This window comes from Streptomyces sp. NPDC014882, assembly GCF_043081325.1.
GTDB lineage: Bacteria > Actinomycetota > Actinomycetes > Streptomycetales > Streptomycetaceae > Streptomyces.
The window spans coordinates 181,266-200,289 of the sequence record NZ_JBIBWL010000005.1; the positions used below are offsets into that span (position 1 = coordinate 181,266).

General features: G+C 69.6%; 17 protein-coding genes and 1 pseudogene. 9 read left to right on the forward strand and 9 right to left on the reverse strand.

The window, feature by feature from the left end; translation table 11 throughout:
• Positions 1-65: 65 nt before the first annotated feature.
• Entirely contained in the window at positions 66-968 is a 903-nt protein-coding gene (locus ACF09K_RS14430) for a PaaX family transcriptional regulator C-terminal domain-containing protein (protein ID WP_392243475.1), read from the reverse strand.
• On the reverse strand, positions 965-1,573 hold the full coding sequence (locus ACF09K_RS14435) for a GNAT family N-acetyltransferase (RefSeq protein ID WP_392243477.1): 609 nt from the start codon (positions 1,571-1,573) through the stop codon (positions 965-967). The genes ACF09K_RS14430 and ACF09K_RS14435 overlap by 4 nt, the downstream gene beginning before the upstream one ends.
• Positions 1,574-1,744: 171 nt before the next feature.
• On the opposite strand from ACF09K_RS14435, the gene ACF09K_RS14440 reads away from it, so the two are divergent.
• Entirely contained in the window at positions 1,745-2,782 is a 1,038-nt protein-coding gene (locus tag ACF09K_RS14440) for an alpha/beta hydrolase family protein (protein WP_392243479.1), read from the forward strand.
• 95 nt (positions 2,783-2,877) lie between these two features.
• Here the strand turns inward: ACF09K_RS14440 and ACF09K_RS14445 are convergent, their stop codons facing one another.
• Positions 2,878-3,120 carry a hypothetical protein gene (locus tag ACF09K_RS14445; protein WP_392243480.1) on the reverse strand — a complete coding sequence of 81 codons (243 nt, stop codon included), beginning with the start codon at positions 3,118-3,120 and terminating at the stop codon, positions 2,878-2,880.
• Between the two features lie 52 nt (positions 3,121-3,172).
• Complete coding sequence (locus ACF09K_RS14450; protein WP_392243482.1) at positions 3,173-3,610, reverse strand: ATP-binding protein; 438 nt, start codon at positions 3,608-3,610, stop codon at positions 3,173-3,175.
• Positions 3,611-3,747: 137 nt separating this feature from the next.
• Here ACF09K_RS14450 and ACF09K_RS14455 point away from each other — a divergent pair, with 137 nt between their 5' ends.
• Genes ACF09K_RS14455 through ACF09K_RS14465 form a run of 3 tightly spaced genes read left to right on the forward strand, consistent with a single transcriptional unit; the run spans position 3,748 to position 4,996 of the window.
• On the forward strand, positions 3,748-4,617 hold the full coding sequence (locus tag ACF09K_RS14455) for a helix-turn-helix domain-containing protein (RefSeq protein ID WP_392243484.1): 870 nt from the start codon (positions 3,748-3,750) through the stop codon (positions 4,615-4,617).
• A complete protein-coding gene (locus ACF09K_RS14460) occupies positions 4,614-4,811 on the forward strand; it encodes a DUF397 domain-containing protein (RefSeq protein ID WP_392243486.1) in 198 nt (65 codons plus the stop codon). The genes ACF09K_RS14455 and ACF09K_RS14460 overlap by 4 nt, the downstream gene beginning before the upstream one ends.
• Positions 4,805-4,996 carry a DUF397 domain-containing protein gene (locus ACF09K_RS14465; RefSeq protein ID WP_392243488.1) on the forward strand — a complete coding sequence of 64 codons (192 nt, stop codon included), beginning with the start codon at positions 4,805-4,807 and terminating at the stop codon, positions 4,994-4,996. Before ACF09K_RS14460 ends, ACF09K_RS14465 begins: the two co-directional genes overlap by 7 nt.
• Positions 4,997-5,002: 6 nt before the next feature.
• Here the strand turns inward: ACF09K_RS14465 and ACF09K_RS14470 are convergent, their stop codons facing one another.
• The gene (locus ACF09K_RS14470) at positions 5,003-5,869 is read right to left on the reverse strand and encodes a helix-turn-helix domain-containing protein (protein WP_392243490.1); all 867 of its coding nucleotides are present in this window, start codon (positions 5,867-5,869) and stop codon (positions 5,003-5,005) included.
• Positions 5,870-5,884: 15 nt separating this feature from the next.
• A complete protein-coding gene (locus ACF09K_RS14475; RefSeq protein WP_392243492.1) occupies positions 5,885-6,619 on the reverse strand; it encodes a DUF6879 family protein in 735 nt (244 codons plus the stop codon).
• A 238-nt stretch (positions 6,620-6,857) separates the two neighbouring features.
• Here ACF09K_RS14475 and ACF09K_RS14480 point away from each other — a divergent pair, with 238 nt between their 5' ends.
• Together ACF09K_RS14480 and ACF09K_RS14485 are read left to right on the forward strand one after the other, a co-directional pair.
• The gene (locus ACF09K_RS14480; protein WP_392243493.1) at positions 6,858-7,358 is read left to right on the forward strand and encodes a hypothetical protein; all 501 of its coding nucleotides are present in this window, start codon (positions 6,858-6,860) and stop codon (positions 7,356-7,358) included.
• A 77-nt stretch (positions 7,359-7,435) separates the two neighbouring features.
• Positions 7,436-8,095 carry a class I SAM-dependent methyltransferase gene (locus ACF09K_RS14485; protein ID WP_392243495.1) on the forward strand — a complete coding sequence of 220 codons (660 nt, stop codon included), beginning with the start codon at positions 7,436-7,438 and terminating at the stop codon, positions 8,093-8,095.
• A gap of 80 nt (positions 8,096-8,175) precedes the next feature.
• Here ACF09K_RS14485 and ACF09K_RS14490 read toward each other — a convergent pair.
• Positions 8,176-8,394, reverse strand: a pseudogene (locus ACF09K_RS14490) (phosphoserine transaminase); the annotation flags it as partial.
• 344 nt (positions 8,395-8,738) lie between these two features.
• A complete protein-coding gene (locus tag ACF09K_RS14495; RefSeq protein WP_392243496.1) occupies positions 8,739-9,569 on the reverse strand; it encodes a glycoside hydrolase domain-containing protein in 831 nt (276 codons plus the stop codon).
• 550 nt (positions 9,570-10,119) lie between these two features.
• On the opposite strand from ACF09K_RS14495, the gene ACF09K_RS14500 reads away from it, so the two are divergent.
• The 3 genes from ACF09K_RS14500 to ACF09K_RS14510 all read left to right on the forward strand — a co-directional run bounded on the left by ACF09K_RS14500 (position 10,120) and on the right by ACF09K_RS14510 (position 17,255).
• Positions 10,120-16,311 (forward strand): DNRLRE domain-containing protein, encoded by a 6,192-nt coding sequence (locus ACF09K_RS14500; RefSeq protein ID WP_392243931.1) that lies wholly within the window; start codon positions 10,120-10,122, stop codon positions 16,309-16,311.
• 106 nt (positions 16,312-16,417) lie between these two features.
• Positions 16,418-16,930, forward strand: coding sequence for a hypothetical protein (locus ACF09K_RS14505; RefSeq protein ID WP_392243498.1), 513 nt, complete (start codon positions 16,418-16,420; stop codon positions 16,928-16,930).
• Between the two features lie 16 nt (positions 16,931-16,946).
• Positions 16,947-17,255 (forward strand): hypothetical protein, encoded by a 309-nt coding sequence (locus ACF09K_RS14510; RefSeq protein WP_392243500.1) that lies wholly within the window; start codon positions 16,947-16,949, stop codon positions 17,253-17,255.
• Between the two features lie 542 nt (positions 17,256-17,797).
• Here the strand turns inward: ACF09K_RS14510 and serC are convergent.
• Positions 17,798-18,916, reverse strand: a complete 1,119-nt coding sequence (gene serC / locus ACF09K_RS14515) for a phosphoserine transaminase (RefSeq protein WP_392243501.1) — start codon at positions 18,914-18,916, stop codon at positions 17,798-17,800.
• Between the last annotated feature and the right edge of the window lie 108 nt (positions 18,917-19,024).

Below are 19,024 nucleotides of genomic sequence, written 5' to 3' on the forward strand. Positions count from 1 at the left end.
CGGTGGGACCGCCGAGGACGGAGGACGCACCCGCGGCAGTTCGCGTGGGCGGTGGGGGAGGCCGGTCACTGCGCCGGGCGCAGCGCGTCGGCGTAGAGCGCGAACAGGCGGGGGGCGGAGGCCCGCCCTGTCGGCGGGGCCTCGCGCAGGCGCTCCCAGCAGTCGGCCGCCAGGCGGCGGGCGCGGGTTCCGGGCCACGGCCGGGGGAGGAGCTGCGGCGGCAGGAGCGGGTCGGGCTCCATCGCCGCGGTGAACCGGGCGGCGAGCTCGACGGCCGTGGTGAGCCGCTCGGCGTCCTGCGCGGGCGGCCCCTCGGCGAGCCGCGCCAGGCGTGCTTCGGCGAAGGCGGCGAGGTCCTCGTGCCGCTGGGCGATCTCGGCGAGAGGCCACAGCGCGGCGGCCAGCGCGCGGGGGTCGGTGGTGACGCCGATCCGCAGGTCGGTGGTGGTCAGTCGGGTGAGGGTGTGCAGGATGCCGAGATCGCGGGCCCGGGCCTCGACGAGTTCGGCGACGGGGTTGGCGGTGACGTACAGGCCGCTGTGGAGGGACGCGGCGCCGAGGTGGCGCAGGTGCTCGCGCAGGGTGTCGCGGGCGGTGCGGTGCGACTCGGGGACGGCGAAGGCGAACAGGTGCCAGGTGCCGTCCCAGGGGGCGAGTCCGGCGTCCTGCCGGTAGGCGTGGCGGACGTGGGCCGCGTCGGGTGCCAGGGATCCGGTGACGTCGGCCACGGCGCGGAGGGTGGCTTTCCGGCCGCGTCCTTCCTGGGTGAACCGGCCTTCGGCGACGAGGCGTCTGACGCACAGCCTGATCTGCTGGTCGCTCATGCCGAGCAGGCCGGCGACGGTGTACAACTCGCCGGCGTCGACGGTGCCGTCCTCGCGGACCAGGGCGTGCACGAGCAGCCGGGTGGGGATCCCCGGCCCGTCGTCCGCGCTTCCGGCCGGGGCCGGGGCCGGGGTGCCGTTCACCGTGTCCTCCGTTCGCTCGTCGCGTCCGCCGGGGTGACCGGGCGGTGCATGGTGGTGACCGCGCCGAAGCCCATCAGGTCACGCAGCCAGGGGGTCCGCTCGGTGCGGTGGGCGGTGAAGCCGTGCCGTTCGTAGAGCGCCTTGGCGCGGGGGTTGGCGTCGATGACGTCCAGGCGGATCCGGCGGCAGCCCCGGTCGGCGGCGACGGCCGCGATCTCCCGGAGGAGGAGGCTGCCGACGCCCTCGCCCCGGTGCGCCGCCTCGACGGCGATGCCGTCCATGACCAGTTCGCCCGCGGCGGGGGTGCGTTCGAACAGGGCGAGGAGCGCCAGCCGGGGCAGGCCGCGGAAGCGGCCGTAGGCGGACAGGACGTCCCGCGCGCCGCCGCCGGTCAGGGCGCGGCCGCCGAGTTGGTAGCCGGCCACGCCGACCACCCGGCCGTCGGCGAGCGCGACGACGCCCCGGTCGTGGTGGAGGTGATCCGCCAGGAACGCCCGCCCGGTGGCGGGCGGGCCGAGTGCCGGGGCCAGCTTGCGGCCGAACGCTTCCCAGTACAGCGCCGCCACCTGTTCCTCGCTGCCTTCGGGGATGCCTCTGCGCACCACCGGCCCACTCCCCGCTGAGGGCCGGGCATCGTCCGCCGTCGTCCGCACGTCGCTCCTTCGTCGTCCACGGGACCACCTTGCGTGAATGACAGTAATACGTTCATTCTCGGAACGAGCGTTTTTTCGACGAACGATATGGGGGTCGGGATGTTCCGGAGACGGGGCGGGCCGATGCGACGCGGGTGGCGCCGGACGGTGTGGACGCTGGTGGGGGTGCTGCTGGCGGCCGCCGGACTCGCCGGGGTCGTGGTGTGGCAGAACACGTACGCGCTACGGGAGGAGAAGGTCTCGCTCCGGCACGACGGGAAGGTCCTCCAGGGCGTGCTCGCCCTGCCCGAGACGGGTGACGGGCCGTTCGGGCTGGTCGTCTTCGTCCACGGCGACGGGCCGGTCGACGCGACGCACGAGACGTTCTACCGGCCGCTGTGGGAGTCCTTCGCCCGCGCGGGGTACGCCTCGCTGTCGTTCAGCAAGCCGGGCATCGGGGGATCGGAGGGGGACTGGCTGGGCCAGAGCATGACGGACCGGGCCGACGAGACGCTGGCCGCCGTGCGGTGGGCCCGGAACCGCCCCGACGTCGACGACCGGCGCATCGGCCTCTGGGGGGCGAGCCAGGCGGGCTGGGTCCTGCCCGAGGTCGCCGCGCGGGACCGGCGGCTGCAGTTCGTCATCGCCGTCTCCCCGGCCGTCAACTGGCTGCGGCAGGGCCGCTTCAACCTCCTCGCCGAGCTGGAGCGGGACGGGGCCGGCGCCGAGCGGACGAACGCGGCGCTGCGCCGCCGGGAGACCACCCTGCGCCTGCTGGAGAGGGGGGCGTCCTTCGCCGAGTACCGGGCCGCCGTCGGGGACGTGGACGGCATGACCAGCGCGCGGTGGGCGTTCGTCGCCAGGAACTACCGCTCGGACGCGACCGCAGACCTGCGCGCCATGCGCGGCACCCCGGTCCTGCTGGTGCTGGCGGGCCACGACGTCAACGTGGACGTCGCCGACACCGAGGCCGTCTACCGCGAGGTCCTGCCGGCCGAGTCCCTGACGGTCGCCCGCTACGCCGACGCCACCCACTCCCTGGTCGACCACGACCTGGAGGACTCCGGCTGGCGCCTGACGCTGACCGCAGTCCTCGCGCCCCGGCAGCTGTACACCGACCGGTTCCTCGCGGACCAGGCCCGGTTCGTCCAGCGGCGCCCCGCCGTCGGGGAGGCACCGTGACTCTCCCTCCGGAGCGGCGACGGACGTGGCATCCCGGGGAGGGACCGGGGCGCGCGGCGGTGCCGGGCGTGAGCTGTACGGCGGTCCGAGGGACGTCACGGTCCGAGGACGTACAGGCGCACCAGGTCCTTGCCGGTCTCGCCGGTCTCGCTGGTCCGCCAGGACGGCGGTATGGGCGGGGGCGTGGTCACCCAGCAGGCCTCATCGCGGGGGAAAGGGAGGTAGCGGCCGGCCGCGCGGGAGCGCCGGGACCAGCGGCGCCAGCGGGCGTCGTGGGGGTCCGGCAACCGCCAGACGTAGGGGTCGGGCTGCCGCACCTCCCGCGCGAGATCGCTCATGAGGGGTTCGGGCGGCCGGGGCCGGGGCCGGGTGAACAGGCGGGTGACCGCGTCACGGAGCAGCCGGAACACGTTCCCTCGCCGCTACGTCCGTCTCCGCCTCCGCCGGCGAGAACCGGGCCCACACGCGTTTCGTGTACGGCTCCTGTCGGCACCCCCAGGCATCCGCCAGCGCCGCGACGAGCGCGAGGCCGCGACCGCCCTCCTCGTCCGGACCGGAGTGACGGAGCCGGGGGAGCCGGTCCCGGTCCGGGTCCGCGACCTCCAGGACCAGCTCCGTCCCGTGCAGGGTCAGCGTGACCTCGACCCGGGCGTCGGAGACGCGGCAGTGGGTCACGGCGTTGGTGACGAGCTCGTTGGCCAGGAGGGTGACGGAGTCGGCGAGTCGGCCGGTGACACCCCAGTCGGCGAGGGTCTTGCGGACGCGTTGGCGGGCGTCGGGGACGTGCCGTCGGTGTCGGGGGATGCGGAAGGTTTCGGTCGGTGGCATGGGGCGAAGCTACGGACGCATCCGATACGCCCACAACCTTCTTCAGTGAATACATGCAGTTGTGCACTCGATCGAGTGATGGGATCTCGGAGGCGATGACGCGTGTGGCATCGTTGCGGCCGGAGAGGGGAGATCCCATGCCCGCAGGGGGACGGCCGACCGTACGCAGCAGGCGCCTGGGGACGGCGCTCAGGCAGTACCGGCACGCGGCCAAGCTCGACCAGCCGCAGGCCGCCGAGATCATCGCGTCCAGCCAGGCCAGGGTCAGCCGACTGGAGAGCGGGCACGTCACCGCACGCGTCATCGAAGTGCGGCTGCTCCTAGACGCGTACGGCGTCACGGACCCGGAAGTGCGCGCCAAACTCGAGGAGTTGGCCAAGCACTCGAAGAAGCGGGGCTGGTGGCTGGAGCACGCGGCACACCTGCGGCCCGACTACCTCGACCACATCGCGCTGGAGGACGACGCCACCCACATCCGTGAGTGGCAGCCGGTGTTGGTGCCTGGTCTGCTGCAGACGCCCGCTTACGCCGAGGCGGTCACCACCGAGGGGCCCAACTACGTCTCTCCCGAACGGATCACCCAGCTGGTGAAGGTCCGGGAGAACCGTCAGGCGAAGATCGAGGAAGGCGGAGCGACGTACACCGCCATCGTGTGGGAGGCGGTCGTCGCACATCCGCTGGTGGACGTCGAGGTTCACAGGGAGCAGCTCTCCGCGATGCTCGAAGCCGGGAAACGGAAGAACGTCACGATTCAGGTGCTGCCCTTCAGAGCGGGACTCCTGGCGGCTGCGAGCTCGGCTTTCTCCACGTTCAGCTTCGACTCGGAGCCGACCGTCGAGGCGGTGACACTGGAGAACCTGAGGGGTGCATCCGTCCTTGAGGACCCCGAGGATCTGGCGGCTTACGCCAATACATATGACCTACTACGATCGTCCGCACTGGCCCCGGAGGCGAGTGCCAGTCTTATCGGAAGCGCACTGCGGACCCTCAAGGAAGACACGTCATGATCGAGGTCATAGGCCCGTTCCGGAAGTCCTCCTACTCGGGGCAGGAGAGCAACTGCGTGGAAGTGGCCGCTACCGCTGCCAACGGCCGCGCCGTCCGCGACAGCAAGTGGCAGGACGGTCCGTTGATCGCCGTCTCCGGCCGGAGTTGGCAGGGCTTCCTGCGGCAATTCGTGCAGGAGGGAGACTCATGGTGACCGAAGTGACAAGCTCGTTCTGGAAGTCTTCGTACTCGGGGCAGGAGAACGCTTGCATCGAGGTCGCCGAGACTGCTTCCGGTGGCCGCGCCGTCCGTGACAGCAAGCGGCAGGACGGCCTGTTGATCGCCGTCTTTGACCGGAGCTGGCAGGTTTTCCTGGGCAGTTCCGGTAAGTGGTGGTGAGGACGGTCAGCCGGGCCGGCCACGGGTCAGTGCGTGCCGCGCGGCGGTGATCACGTCATGTGCTTCGGTTCCGTACACCGCGGATTCCTTCAGCGTGTTCCACACCCGTAGATAGGTCGCGATGCTGTCGGAATCGTCCAGCCACAGCTCCGCATGCCAGTCCTCGACGACCACCCTCCGTTCGTCGTAGACCCAGAATCCGTTCCCCGGATAGATCTTGAGGGCGGCTGTGAACGGCACCACGCCGAGTTCCACGGTGTCCAGGCCCATGACGCTCGTGAGCCGGTCGAGTTGAGCGGCCAGTACCGGGGAAGGACACACCAGCGTGCGCAGGGCGGCTTCCCACATCAGGATCCGGTACGTCCTGCCGGGTTCGTAGAGGCTCTCCTGACGGCGGATCCGCGCGCGTACCGCGGCTTCGGTGTCGCGTGGCGACCGCATGAGGTCGGCGTGCCGTGTGAAGACGTGCCGGGCGTAGTCGGCGGTCTGGAGCATGCCGGGGACGAGGTTGTTCTCCCAGATGGTCAGTATCCGGGTGCGCTCGTGCTCAGCGGTGATCGCGTCCTGGACGGGTTTGTGCCCGGAGGCCAGTTGTCTTCGCCACGACCGGATGCGGGACTCGAACCCGCGGAGCTGGGCGAGCAGGCCGTCGTACGCCTCAGGATGGCCCGTGGCCTCGGCCCACACCCGGAGTTCCTCGGCCTCGGCGGTCTGCCTGCCGTTCTCCAGCTTGCTGACCTTGGACTTGGTCCATCCCGCACCGAGGCGCTCCGCCAGTTGGGCGCCGGTGAGCCGACCGTCAGGGCAGGCGAGCCTCAGCTCCCGAAGCTGGAGACCCAATGCTTCACGAGCCTGCTGATAGTCGGTGCTCACCGGACCTCACGTCACTTACATGGCGGCTTTGAACTGATCGTACGGAACCGCATGGTGCCAGGCCGCATCCCGCACCTGGCAACAGCGGTTGACGGCCGCCGGCTCCGTGACGAGTTCGATGCCTAACAGACCGTCGGCATCGTCGAAGACGAGCCGGGCGACCAGCCGGGAGTCGAAGAGCCAGAAGTCCTCGGCTGGCAGGCGCAGCCGCTCGGCCTCGGCGCGTGTGAGGTTGCGGATGTCCTCGCCGACGGCGCAGTTCCGTGCGGCGTTGTCGAGCAGGTAAAGCTGTCCGGTCGTGGCCGGGGAGTCGACCAGCCGCACTCGCTCGAAGCGCTTGCCCTGAGCCGTCTGGACACGTACGTTGCGGCACCAGTCGTCCTCGTGATCCCACTGGACCGGTCGGTTCGCCACGAACTGCGCCCACGTGTCGGTGGCTTCGTCACTCGCGTACCGGCGCCGTGTCTCCAGGCGCCAGGCGGTGTGCTCGAACGTCTCGAAGAGGCGGGCGAACTCGTCGTCGGCGTTGATGATCCGCGGTGTCTCGTCGCGTGGTCCGAAGTCGACCAAAGTGTTGCGCGGCACGACCACAGCCACCTCGCCCTCGTCGAAGTGGCGTAACTGCGCCAGGTCATCAGGGTTTACGAGCGGCGGTCCGTGCACGACGACTTCACCCGAGTCCAGGTCTTCGTGTACGCCGGGGCATCCGCCGCCGCCCGAGCCGGTGCCGTTGAACCGGAGCCGTCGCATGGTCTTCCCTTCGCCTGGGTCTGCTCCGACCAGCTTCTCCGAGGCCGAGGCCCCATAGGCCCGGTCCTGGCAACCTCGACAGAAACTTCGCGCAACTTGTCATGTCGATCGAGAAACTCTGGGAAACGACGGACTCGGTGACAACTGTCTTTCCCTAGCGTTCTGCTCATGGCCGCGTCTCCGTCCCGGGACGGGTCATCGCAAGTACGGCCCCGCACCGCTCGGAAGGGAGACGTCCGTGACCGTCACACTCGACAGCACATCGCTCATCCGTACCAGGGACCCGAAAGGGCTGCTCAACGCCGTCCAGCCCCACATCGGGCACCTGAGCGTCAACGTTCTGGACGGCGGCATGAGCCTGTGGGACCGCGAGGTCGCCCTGCTGCTGCGTGACCACACCATGGTCCGGGACATGGCCGAACGCGTCCTTGGGAACGCCGTCATGTACACCATCGGCTGCATGGAGCACCCCGAAGTGCACCTCGGTGTCGGCAAGCTCGTCGACATCGGTGTCCACCAGCTCATCCTCGACACCCCGGTCTGGTGGGCCCTCTGCGAGGTCTACAACGAGGGCCGGTACAAGCACCACGCGCCGTTCGTCGAGCGCCGCCGCGACGGCCTGTGCCTGCGCACCGCGGATTTCCTGAAGTCCATCGGCTTCGCCGTCGACGAGGAGCTGTGGGCCATCGACGGCACCGACTGCTCACCGTGCGACAACAAGGTCCCCGACAGCCACTGAACCGCCCGGAGCCGATCCCTGCCCTCGTTCCGTCCCGAGGGCAGGATGGCTGCTCCCCGAGAAGAGGAACACCCACTGTGCCCGTTCCGCACGACATTTCCGCCGAGACCGAACTCTGGGACGCCTACGCCGAGTCCGCGTTCAGGGACGACGCCGAGCCGATGTTCGGGTGGACGCAGTACGCCGGTCACGGCCCCGGTCCGGAACTGCTCGGTGCCCCGCGCAGCGTGCTGGAGATCGGGTGCGGCACCGGCCGCGCACTCGCCCACCTCGCCCTGCGCGGCATCACCGCGCACGGCGTCGACCTCTCTCCGGCCATGGTGAAGAAGAGCACCGAGCGGTGGGCGGGTACCGGCGCCGTCTTCGCCTGCGGTGAGGTTCTGGAGTGGCTGGCCTCCTCCGGCGAGACGTACGACGCCGTCTGTTCCATCTTCGGCGCCGCCTGGTTCACCGACCCGGGACGCCTGTTCCCGCTCGTGCGGGCGCGGCTCAACCCGGGAGGGGTGTTCGTGTTCTCGCAGCCGCCCGCCATCCCGGGCGCGTACGGCCCTCAGGGCATGTACAAGGGCGGCTTCGCCGGGAGGGCCATGTTCACCTACCGCTACAGCTACCGCCCGGCCGTCTGGGAGCGCCTGTTGACGCGGGCCGGATTCGCCTCGGCCGAAGCACGGGTGCTCGACGCTCCGGTGCCCGGCCACATCGGCACCCTGATCGTCCGCGCGGAGACGGCATCCTGAGCCTTGGTGGTCTCCGTACGGCGATGGGCGCCCGGTGATCCACCGGGCGCCCCTCGCCGTCGTACTACTAGCGGGTGTTGCTACAGCTGCTCGATCACGTAGTCGACGCACTTCGTCAGGGCTTCGACGTCCGCCGGGTCGATCGCCGGGAACATGGCGACGCGGAGCTGGTTGCGGCCGAGCTTGCGGTAGGGCTCGGTGTCGACGATGCCGTTGGCGCGCAGGACCTTGGCGACGGCCGCCGCGTCGACCTCGTCGGTGAAGTCGATCGTGCCGATGACCTGGGAGCGCTTGGCCGGGGACCGGCCCGCGGCCGGCGGATCCTGGAGAAGGCGCCCGTGGCGGTCTGGTCCGTCGAGGTCAGAATGCTGTCCGGCATGACCGGGACCGAGCGGTCGGACGCGTTCCGGATCCTGCGGGGCATGATCCACTCCCTGCGCGACGACGGCGACGGCGGCGCATAGCTCGTTCCACGGCGCGGGTCTCGCCGAGCCCGGGCAGGAGTGCGGCCGGGCGTGAAAATCCGTGCGGGTGACCTTGGAAACCGACAGCGACCCGGGTGCGCGAAATCCCCGATTCGCGCACCCGTACCGGCACTGCCGCGCCCGCGCTCGTGCGGGATCCGCTGTACGTACGGGAGAGGTCAGCCCACGAGGGCGACCGGGGCGTCCCAGGCGTTGCGGTCCACGGTGATCGTGTGACCGCCGCGGGTCTCCTTGCTGTTGACCATGTACTGGTGGCCGCGGCTGTGGTTCGTGTACAGCTTGGGGTCCCAGGGCCAGTCGGTGGTGGTCGTGTACTTCTTGTCCCACAGGGCGTACCAGAGGTTGCCCGGCAGGTCCGTCTTGTTCGTCGCGGTGGCGATCGCCTTGGCGCTGGAGCTGCTGAAGCCGTAGAGCCCGGCGCGGTAGGTCTTGGCTCGCAGGGTCTTGGTGAAGGAGCGCACATACGTCAGGGTGGCGTCGTTGCACGCCTTGTTCGTGATGTCGTACGACTCCATGTTGAGGTAGATGGGGCTGCCGGGCTTCATGCCGAGCGCGGCGGCCTTGGCGACCGCGTCCTTGGCGTTGCTGGCACCGACAGCGGCAGCGGTGGCGGCGGTGAACCTCTCCGGGTTCCTGCTGGTCTGGCAGGGCGGCTGGGCGCCGACGTAGAGCGGGATGAGCTTCCAGCCGGCCGTGTTGACCGACTTCACCCAGGACGGGGTGAGGTTGGCCTGGGTGCAGCCGCGGTTCTTGCCGCCGATGTAGACGGCGGCGGCGCCGTAGAAGCCGTCGCTCTTCCAGGCCTTCATCGCGGCCAGGGAGGGCGCGGTGCAGGTGTCGAAGGCGCGGCCGGTGTAGGTCTTCTGGGCGGGCCAGGTGGTGGCTGCCATCGACGTCTGCGCGGCGATGCCGGCCCCGGCCACGACCACGACGCCCGCGGTCGACCAGGCTATGTAGCGGCCTTTTCTGGACATCCGGTGACTGGACAATTCCCCCCCATTCGGAGAGCGGCCCACGGCCGCGACTGGTGCGCCCGCAGGTACTGGCGCCTGCGGTCGCACGGTGACGCGGGTGCGGCGCTCGATGACGCCCGCAACGGCGCGGTATGGCCCCGGCGTTCGAAGCGTTTCGCACCCTACCCAAAGTCTGAGGCGGGTGGGCCCCCGGGTGCGCCTTCTCGCCGCTGCGGAGGACGGGTCCGGCGCGCCGGTGCGGGGAGGCGGACGGGCGCAGGTGCGGTGGTGGCCGGGTGTTGCGGTGACGGTTGCGGAATGTTTCTTTCCGTATCGGTCACGTCACGTCATGTGATGTAGGTCATGATCGAGGTGGTGGGTTCGAGTGCCCGATAGAACCTCTTTAGGCGATCTTGGTCTTGTTGTGTCCCGGACTATTTTGCGAATTGATCACACTTCCTTTACGTGAACGGGTGAGAGATTCGTGAGACCAGTGGAAGAGCTGCCCTCCCCCGAGCAGAGGGGGCGGACGTGGCACGAGAAGAGTCGCAGTCTGCGCTGGATAGCAGGCGGGCTCGCGGTGCTGATGTCGGTGTCCGTGATGGAAGGCGCGGCCGCCGCGGCGCCTGACGGTCCGTCGGACAAGGTGCCGAGGGCGAACACGGTGACCGAGGCGGCGGACATCGCGTCGGCCAAGGTCGCGGCTCGCTTATCGGGTCAGCGCGTCGAGGCCCTGTCGGAGCGTACGGAGACGTCGCGGACCTGGGTGAACAAGGACGGCAGCCTGACCTCGGAGCTGTCCGCGGGCCCGGTGCGGTTCGAGCGGGACGGCACCTGGGTCGACGTCGACGTGGACCTGCGCGAGGCGGGGGACGGGGTGGCGCCGGTGGCCCACCCCAACGGCCTGCGGCTCGCGGGCGGGACCGGTGTGCCGGCGGTGTCGTTGAAGGCGGCGCAGCAGGCGAAGGCCGTCGACCTGGTGACCCTGGGCGAGGGTGACGAGCAGATCACCCTGCAGTGGAAGGGCGGGCTGCCGGAACCGAAGCTGCAGGGCAACCGCGCGGAGTACGCCGAGGCGGTGCCCGGCGCGGACGTGGTGGTGGAGGCGACCCGGACCGGTTTCGAGCAGTACGTCGAGATCAAACAGAAGCCTGCCGCCGGCGGTTACTCCTATACGCTGCCATTGAAGGCCAAAGGGCTGAAGGCCGAGCAACTGGCGGACGGCAGCGTGTTGTTCACCGACGACAAGGACAAGAAGCGGGCTGTCATGCCCGCGCCGGTGATGTGGGACGCGGCCGTCGACGAGCGGTCCGGTGAGCATCTGAACCGGGCCCGGGTGGCGATGAAGGCCGTACAGACCGGGGACGGCGTGGATCTGGTGATCACGCCGGACGCGGAGTTCCTCTCCGACCCCGCCACCCGGTATCCCGTGACGGTCGACCCGTCGACGTCGTCGCTGTCGAACGTCTTCGACACCTACGTCCAGCAGGGCGAGACGGTCGACCTGTCCACGGACACCGAACTGGACTTCGGCAACCCCGGCACGACCAACGCCGACGGCACACCGCGCACCGCGCAGTCCTTCATCTCCTGGAACTCCTCACCGATCACAGACGCCCTGGTCTCCAGCGCGAAACTGAGCCTGTGGAACTTCCACTCGGGCAACACCGACTGCACGGCGCAGCCCTGGGAGGTGTGGTCGTCCCCCGCCGCGTCGACGTCCAGCCGGTGGACGAACCGGCCGACGATGACGGCGAAGAAGGCCACCTCCACCGAGACGCGCGGCAACCCCGGGTGCACGACGGCTCCGGACGGGTGGATCAACGCCGACGTGACGACACTGGTGCAGGAGTGGGCGTCGGCGCAGGCCACCCGCGGCCACCTGGGCCTGCGGGCGACGAGCGAGTCGGTGGTGGCGCAGTGGAAGCGGGTGAACTCCGCGAACGCGGCCTCGAGCCCGCCGAAGCTGGTCGTGAACTACAACTACCGGCCGCGCACCGGCACCAAGCAGGAGGCGGGCCCGCCGTACTTCTCCTACGGCGGCGCCTACACGGTCAACACCACCACCCCGACCCTGCGGGACACCTTCGTCGACGCCGACGGTGACAAGGTCAACGGCACCTTCCAGATCTTCGACAACGCCACCAACACGCAGGTCGGCGACGTCATCGTGTCGAAGTACGTGCCGTCCGGGCAGGTCGCCTCGGTGACCGTGCCCGCCGGGGTGCTGACCAACGGCAAGACGTACAAGTTCCGCACCTCGCCCTACGACGGGGCGCACTACAACACCGGCTGGTCGGCGTGGAAGACGTTCACCGTCGACACCACCTCCCCGTCCGCCCCGACGAAGATCGTCTCCACGGACTACCCCTCGGCCTCGTGGGTCAAGGGCGCGGGCCAGGCCGGCACGTTCACCGTCACCCCGCCCTCCGGCACCGACCACGAATGGCTGGAGTGGACGCTGGACGGCGTGACCTGGACCAAGGTCACGACGAGTGGCGTCGGCGGTGACAAGGCGTTCCCCGTCACACCTCCGAAGAACGGCACGCACACCCTCCAGGTGCGCGCGGTGGACAAGGCCGACAACAAGTCCGACGCGATCGAGTACACCTTCCACGCCGGGCCCGGCGGGTTCGTCCAGCCGGGCGAGGGCGAGCGCACCGCGCGGCGCCTGCCCCTGGTCGCCGAGGCGGACGCCGGCAAGTACACCGGTGTGTCCTTCTCCTGGCGCCGCTCCGAAGCCGACACCTGGGTGCCGATCCCGGCCGCTCACGTCACCTCCGGCGGCACCGCGCTGACGGCCTGGCCGGTGGCGCTGACCAACGGCAAGAACGCGCAGCTGGTGTGGAACGCCACCGACACCGTCGACCCGGACGGCTCGGTCCAGATCAAGGCCTACTTCACCGGCCCCAACAGTGCCTCGGGCAGCACCGACCCGCTGACGGTCGTCGTCGACCGCAACGCCGACGGCGCCGCCACGCAGGAGGCCGGCCCGGGCAGCGTGAACCTGCTCACCGGCGACTTCTCCCTGTCGGCCACCGACGCGTCGGCGTTCGACCTGTCCGTCTCCCGTACGGCGTCCTCACGGGTCCCCGACAAGGGGACCAGGCAGGAGGGCCAGGCAGCGATCTTCGGCAAGGAATGGGTCGCCGGCACCGCGGCCGAGCTGACCGACTCCGACTACAGCCACCTGCGCCGGACCTCCGACACCGCCGTCGCCGTCGTCGGCGCGGACGGCGAGGAGACCCACTTCACCGCGAACGCGGCCAGGACCGCGTGGATCCCGGAGCCGGGCGCGGAGGACCTGACCCTCAAGGGCAGCGTGAGCGGCACCTTCACGCTCACCGACACCGAAGGCACGGTCACCGAATTCACCAAGCCCGACCCGGCCGCCACCACCTGGCAGGTCTCCAGCACCCTGCTCGACGGCCTGGCCGACTCCACCACCACCGTGGTCTCCGAGACCGTGACCGTGGACGGCAAGAAGCTCGCCCGCCCGAAGCGGATCATCGCCCCGACCTCGGCGGCGACGGCCTCGGCCTGCACGGCGGACCCGTCCACCAAGGGCTGCCGCGTCATGGAGTTCGTGTACGGGAGCTCCACCACCGCCACCGACAGCCTCTTCGGCGACGTGAGCGGGCAGGTGAAGGAGATCCGCCTGTGGTCGACCGACCCGGGTGCGGCCTCGGCCACCTCCAAGACCGTGCAGATGTACGCGTACGACGGCAGCGGCCGCCTGCGCCAGACCTGGAACCCGCAGATCAGCCCGGCGCTGAAGACCGAGTACGCCTATGACGGCGCGGGCCGCGTCACCGGGCTCACCCCGCCCGGCGAACTGCCCTGGACCCTCACCTACGGCAAGGCGGGCAACGCCACCACCGCCGGCGAGGGCATGCTGCTCAAGGCCACCCGGTCGGGGCTGAAGCAGGGCACGGCCGACGTGGCGGAGGGCACCGCCGCCACCAGCGTCGTCTACGACGTCCCGCTGACCGGCACCGCCGCCCCCCACATGATGGGCGCGGCGGATGTGAAGGCCTGGGGACAGCTCGACGCCCCCACCGACGCCACCGCCGTCTTCCCCGCCGACGCCGTACCGGCGTCGCACTCCGGCGGCTCCCTGACCGCGGCCGACTACAAGCGGGCCGAGGTCCACTACCTCGGCGTCTCCGGCCGTGAGGTCGACACTGCCGCCCCCGGCGGACACGTCACCACCACCGAGTACGACCGGTTCGGCAACACGGTCCGCGAACTGACCGCCGCCAACCGCGCCGTCGCCCTCGGCACGACCGCCGCCGACAAGGCCGTCCAGGCCGACCTCGGCATCGCCCAGCTCACCGGCGTCGAACGCGCCGACCTCCTGGCGACCAAGTCGGTCTACAACGACACCGGCACCCGCGAACTGGAGGAGTACGGCCCGCTGCGCCGGATCGACCTGACAGCCGACCTCAAGCAGGGCACCACCACCCTCGTGCCGGCCGGCACGTCGGTCACGGCCCGCACCTGGACGGTCAACGAGTACGACGCCGGCCGCCCGACCGACGGCACCGCCAAGGTCAAGGACCAGATCACCAGGACCACCACCGGCGCCCAGGTGCGTGAGCACCCGTCCGTCCAGGGCGAGAACCGCGCCGTCCAGACCGTCTTCGACTGGGCCAAGGGCCTGCCGACCAAGACGGTCAAGGACCCCGGCGGCCTCGCGATCACCGAGACCACGGAGTACGACGCCCAGGGCCGCGTCACCCGGCAGCTCCTGCCCGGCGCCACCGGCACCGACGCGGGCACCCGCGTGACGACGTACTGGTCCGCGACCGGCACCGGCACGTGCGCCGGCCGCCCCGAGTGGGCCGACCTGGTCTGCTCCGTGGCCGCGGGCGGCGCCGTCACCGGCGGCGGCTCCAACCCCACCGCCCTGCCCACGACCACCACCGAGTACGACCGGTGGGGCAACCCGGCCAAGGTCACCGACACGGCGAACGGCGTGACCCGCACGACCACCACGTCGTACGACAACGCCGGCCGCCCCACCACCGTCGCCGTCACCGGCGGCACCGGCCAGGCGGTCCCGCAGACCACCACCGAGTACGACCCCGCCACCGGAAAACCCGTCAAGTCGGTCTCCCCGACCGGCGGCACGATCACCAAGGCGTACGACAGGCTCGGCCGCCAGATCTCCTACACCGACGCCGACAACGGCACGACCACGACCGAGTACGACCTGCTCGGCCGCCCGGTCAAGGCCACCGACACCACCCCGTCGACCGTCACCTACACCTACGACCACACCACCGAACCCCGTGGCCTGGCCACCAGCACCACGGACTCCGTCGCCGGCACCTTCAGGGCCACGTACGACGCGGACGGCTCGGTCGCCACGGAGAAGCTCCCCGGCGGCTACACCCTCACCCAGACCGAGGACACCACCGGCTCCGCGGTCGCCCGCACGTACACGCGCGACAGCGACGGCGCGATCGTCTACACCGACACCACGGCCGAGTCCGTCCACGGCCAGGTCACCCGGCACGCGGGCTGGTCGGACCAGACCTACCGGTACGACGCCAGCGGGCGCCTGACCACGGTCGAGGACACGTCGGAGACGGTCTGCACGCGCCGCGTGTACGCCTTCGACGCCCGCACCAACCGCAAGTCCCTGACCACGGCGGCCGGCACCCCGGGGACCGACTGTCCCGCCGGCGGGGGCACCACGGTGTCCTCCACCTACGACAGCGCCGACCGCATCGTCGACTCCGGCTACGCCTACGACGCGTTCGGCCGCACCACCGCCCTGCCCGGTGGCGGAACCGTCGGCTACTACGCCAACGACCTCGCCCACCAGCAGACCGCGAACGGCAAGCGCCAGACCTGGCAGCTGGACGCCGGCCTGCGCTTCCGCTCCTGGAAGGTCGAGACCGGCAGCGGCACCACCTGGACCCAGGAGCAGTCCAAGCTCAACCACTACGACGGCGACGGCGACAACCCCCGCTGGATCGTCGAGGACACCGCCACCGGAGCCCTGACCCGCAACGTCGACTCGGCCTCCGGCGACCTGGCCGCCACGACGAGCAAGACCGGTGACACGACCCTCCACCTCACCACCATCCACGGCGACGTGGCCCTCCAGCTCCCGCTGGACACCAGCAAGGCTCCCGTCGCCCTGGACTCGGACGAGTACGGCAACCCGAGGGCAGGCCAGGCGGCAACCCGCTACAACTGGCTGGGTGGTAAGCAACGGTCCGCCGAGAGCCTCACCGGCCTGACCCTCATGGGCGCGCGGCTGTACAACCCACAGAGCGGCCGCTTCCTGTCCATGGACCCGGTCTATGGCGGCAACGCCAATGCCTACGACTATGTCCACGCCGACCCGCTCAACCGGTATGACCTTGACGGCAAGTGGAGCTGGAAGAAGAAATGGAGGAAAGTAAAGTCCTGGGGGCGCGGTGTCGGCCGACATTTTCGGCGGAACTGGCGTAACTATGCGTCATTCGGAATCGTGGTGGCCGGATTCGCCGGAGGTGCCGCATGCGCTGCCAGTATCGTCTGCGGTATCGCTGTGGGAGCCGCTGCCGGAATGGGTGCCTACGCGGCTTCAAACGCAGGTACTCGGAGTTGGAACTGGGGGCAGTTCGCCCTGGCGGGCGCAGGAGGCGGGGTGGGTGGCGGCTTGGCCGCTCGCATCAGCCGGGGTTCCTCGTTCGCCGGCAAAGCGGCACTGTGGAGACTGAATACCAGACTCCGGGTCGCCAGGTGGAAGATGAAGTGGAAATGGCGGAAGTTCCGCTGATCGAATCAGAGTGAGCTGATCGAATCAGAGTGAACTGACTCCTGATCGTGTGGGGGGTGGGAACCTGCCCCGCCCCCCACGTCGTGCCTAGGAAAGGAAAACAAGGATGAGCACTCCACGTCGAGGCCTGGTGTGGCCTGTGGGGGCCTTGGCGGCTGCACTCTTGTTGCTGGTGGCCGCAGTTGCCACCGCGCATGCGTGGATGACTGTCGCGGCAGCGGTTCTGGCCGTCATGGCCGGCGTTCTTTGGCGCGGGCGTCGTGACGCGACGCCCGATGCGGCCGTATCTCCGGGGGGTGTGTACGAAATAAACGAGGAAATTTTCTCGGAATTTCTCGCTTCCGGTCGGATTCTCGTGGGGAACCCGCACGTCAAGTCGGCGGTCGGGGAATCTTGGAGAAACTTTGAAATTCGTTATCTGCTTACGGTGAAGGAGGCTGAGGGGGGATTTGTTCGATCCTTGGTCTTGATTGAATCTCCGGCCGGTTCCCGCTTGGTGGAAGTGGAGGCTTCGCTGGCTGCCGTATACGAACTGTCGAAAATTGAGGACGCGGAAGAGAGTAGACGTCTCGTGCGACGATTCAATGACACCCGGTTCTTCATGCCCGAGCCCGGATGAAGACGGTAGAAAATTCATGGGCATTGCTCGGCCGGTCCGCGATGAATCGGATATGGGGCTGGTCGGCGAGCGCCCCGCGACCACAGAAGAGTACGGCAACCCGGGCGCTGGCCGGTCCCTCTCGGTAGACCTCGTCCACGGCGGAAAAGCCAACACGTACGAGTACGCGCACGGCGATCCTCTGAACCGTTTTGACCTCGACGGTGAGTGGAGCTGGAAGAAGAATTCGCCGGGGCCTCTGTCGGGAGGCTGGGGTACGCCCGCTATTTCTTCAAAGGCAAAGGTAAAGGCAAAGGTAGGCGGTGAAGGTGGCCGGGTGGGCTGAGTCTGCCAGTGTTTGATGTGTGGGGTGCGGGAGTGGGAACTCCCCTCCCGTGCCGCACGGTGAATTTCTCTTTCTGGGCAAGGGATCGGAGTGGCGGCGAAGTGTTCAATTTCTCTGTGCGGCTCACCGTTTGGGCCGCTGTATGGTGTGCAATTGGAGTTGCGGTCTCGCTCACGGCAACTGCGTTGGGGCTTGCGGATTCATCGACTGTCAAATCCGCGATCGTTGCGTGGGTGCTGTTTATCGGTATGGGGGTGACGGTTCAAAGGGTACGTGTCAAAGAAAAGTCCGTGAAATCGGATGGATCTGGATCCACCGATCGATGATCGAGGCGGGAAGGGCTGACGCAGAGAGGTGCTCACCGGGTGGGGCGAGGACCAGCACATTCCCGTTCCCGGCTGGCACCACTCGGTGATCTGTGCGCTGGAGACCGGCCGCAGCTCCTGCACCGCACCGCTGGACACGCTGTGTCCGGCCCCGGTACGGCGAGGGGCGCCCGGTGATCCACCGGGCGCCCCTCGCCGTCGTACTGGCGGCAGTTGCTACAGCTGCTCGATCACGTAGTCGACGCACTTGGTGAGTGCCTCGACGTCCGCCGGGTCGATCGCCGGGAACATGGCGACGCGGAGCTGGTTGCGGCCGAGCTTGCGGTAGGGCTCGGTGTCGACGATGCCGTTGGCGCGCAGGACCTTGGCGACGGCCGCCGCGTCCACCTCGTCGGTGAAGTCGATCGTGCCGATGACCTGGGAGCGCTTGGCCGGGTCGGTGACGAAGGGGCTCGCGTGCTTGGACTCCTCCGCCCACGCGTACAGGCGGGTCGAGGAGTCCTTGGTGCGGGCCGTCGACCAGTCCAGGCCGCCCTGGCCGTTGATCCACTCCAGCTGCTGGTTGAGGAGGAACAGCGTGGCCAGCGCCGGGGTGTTGTACGTCTGGTTCTTGCGGGAGTTGTCGATCGCCGTGGGCAGCGAGAAGAACTCCGGGATGTGGCGGCCGGAGGCGTGGACCCGCTCCGCGCGCTCGATGGCGGCGGGGGAGAACACGCCGATCCACAGGCCGCCGTCGGAGGCGAAGGACTTCTGCGGGGCGAAGTAGTAGACGTCCGTCTCGGCGATGTCGACCGGCAGGCCGCCCGCGCCCGACGTGGCGTCCACCAGGACCAGCGCGCCCTCGTCGGCGCCCGCCACCCGCTCGATCGGGGCGGCGACGCCCGTGGAGGTCTCGTTGTGGGTGAAGGCGTACACGTCGACGCCGGCCTCGGCCCGCGGGTCGGGGTGCGTGCCCGGGTCGGAGGAGACGACCGTCGGCTCGGCCAGCCACGGCGCCAGCTTGGCGGCCTTGGCGAACTTGGAGCTGAACTCGCCGAAGGTGAGGTGCTGCGACTTGTTCTCGATCAGGCCGTGCGTCGCGATGTCCCAGAAGGCGGTGGAGCCGCCGTTGCCGAGGACCACCTCGTAGCCCTCGGGGAGCCGGAACAGTTCGGAGATGCCCTCGCGCACCTGGCCGACCAGGTTCTTCACCGGGGCCTGTCGGTGGGAGGTGCCCAGCAGGGAGGTGCCGGTGGCGGCCAGCGCGTCCAGCGCTTCCGTCCGCACCTTGGAGGGGCCCGCGCCGAAACGACCGTCGGCGGGCTTGATGTCAGCGGGAATCCGGATCTCAGCCACGAGCGGGAGCCTAGCGGCTCCGTGAAACCGGGGCGAAACGTCGTCCGGCCGCTGAGACACGGAGGGGAGTCCCGAAGGGGAGGCGCGGGCGGTACGGGCCGGACGGCG

Bases quoted from the DNA above. Each gene is read 5' to 3' on its own strand.
- ACF09K_RS14460 (WP_392243486.1), top strand. From the start codon at position 4,614: ATGATCGAGGTCATAGGCCCGTTCCGGAAGTCCTCCTACTCGGGGCAG.
- ACF09K_RS14500 (WP_392243931.1), top strand. From the start codon at position 10,120: ATGTCGGTGTCCGTGATGGAAGGCGCGGCCGCCGCGGCGCCTGACGGT.
- ACF09K_RS14510 (WP_392243500.1), top strand. From the start codon at position 16,947: ATGGGCATTGCTCGGCCGGTCCGCGATGAATCGGATATGGGGCTGGTC.
- ACF09K_RS14440 (WP_392243479.1), top strand. From the start codon at position 1,745: ATGCGACGCGGGTGGCGCCGGACGGTGTGGACGCTGGTGGGGGTGCTG.
- ACF09K_RS14475 (WP_392243492.1), bottom strand. From the start codon at position 6,619: ATGCGACGGCTCCGGTTCAACGGCACCGGCTCGGGCGGCGGCGGATGC.
- ACF09K_RS14465 (WP_392243488.1), top strand. From the start codon at position 4,805: ATGGTGACCGAAGTGACAAGCTCGTTCTGGAAGTCTTCGTACTCGGGG.
- ACF09K_RS14455 (WP_392243484.1), top strand. From the start codon at position 3,748: ATGCCCGCAGGGGGACGGCCGACCGTACGCAGCAGGCGCCTGGGGACG.
- ACF09K_RS14450 (WP_392243482.1), bottom strand. From the start codon at position 3,610: ATGCCACCGACCGAAACCTTCCGCATCCCCCGACACCGACGGCACGTC.
- ACF09K_RS14445 (WP_392243480.1), bottom strand. From the start codon at position 3,120: ATGAGCGATCTCGCGCGGGAGGTGCGGCAGCCCGACCCCTACGTCTGG.
- ACF09K_RS14505 (WP_392243498.1), top strand. From the start codon at position 16,418: ATGAGCACTCCACGTCGAGGCCTGGTGTGGCCTGTGGGGGCCTTGGCG.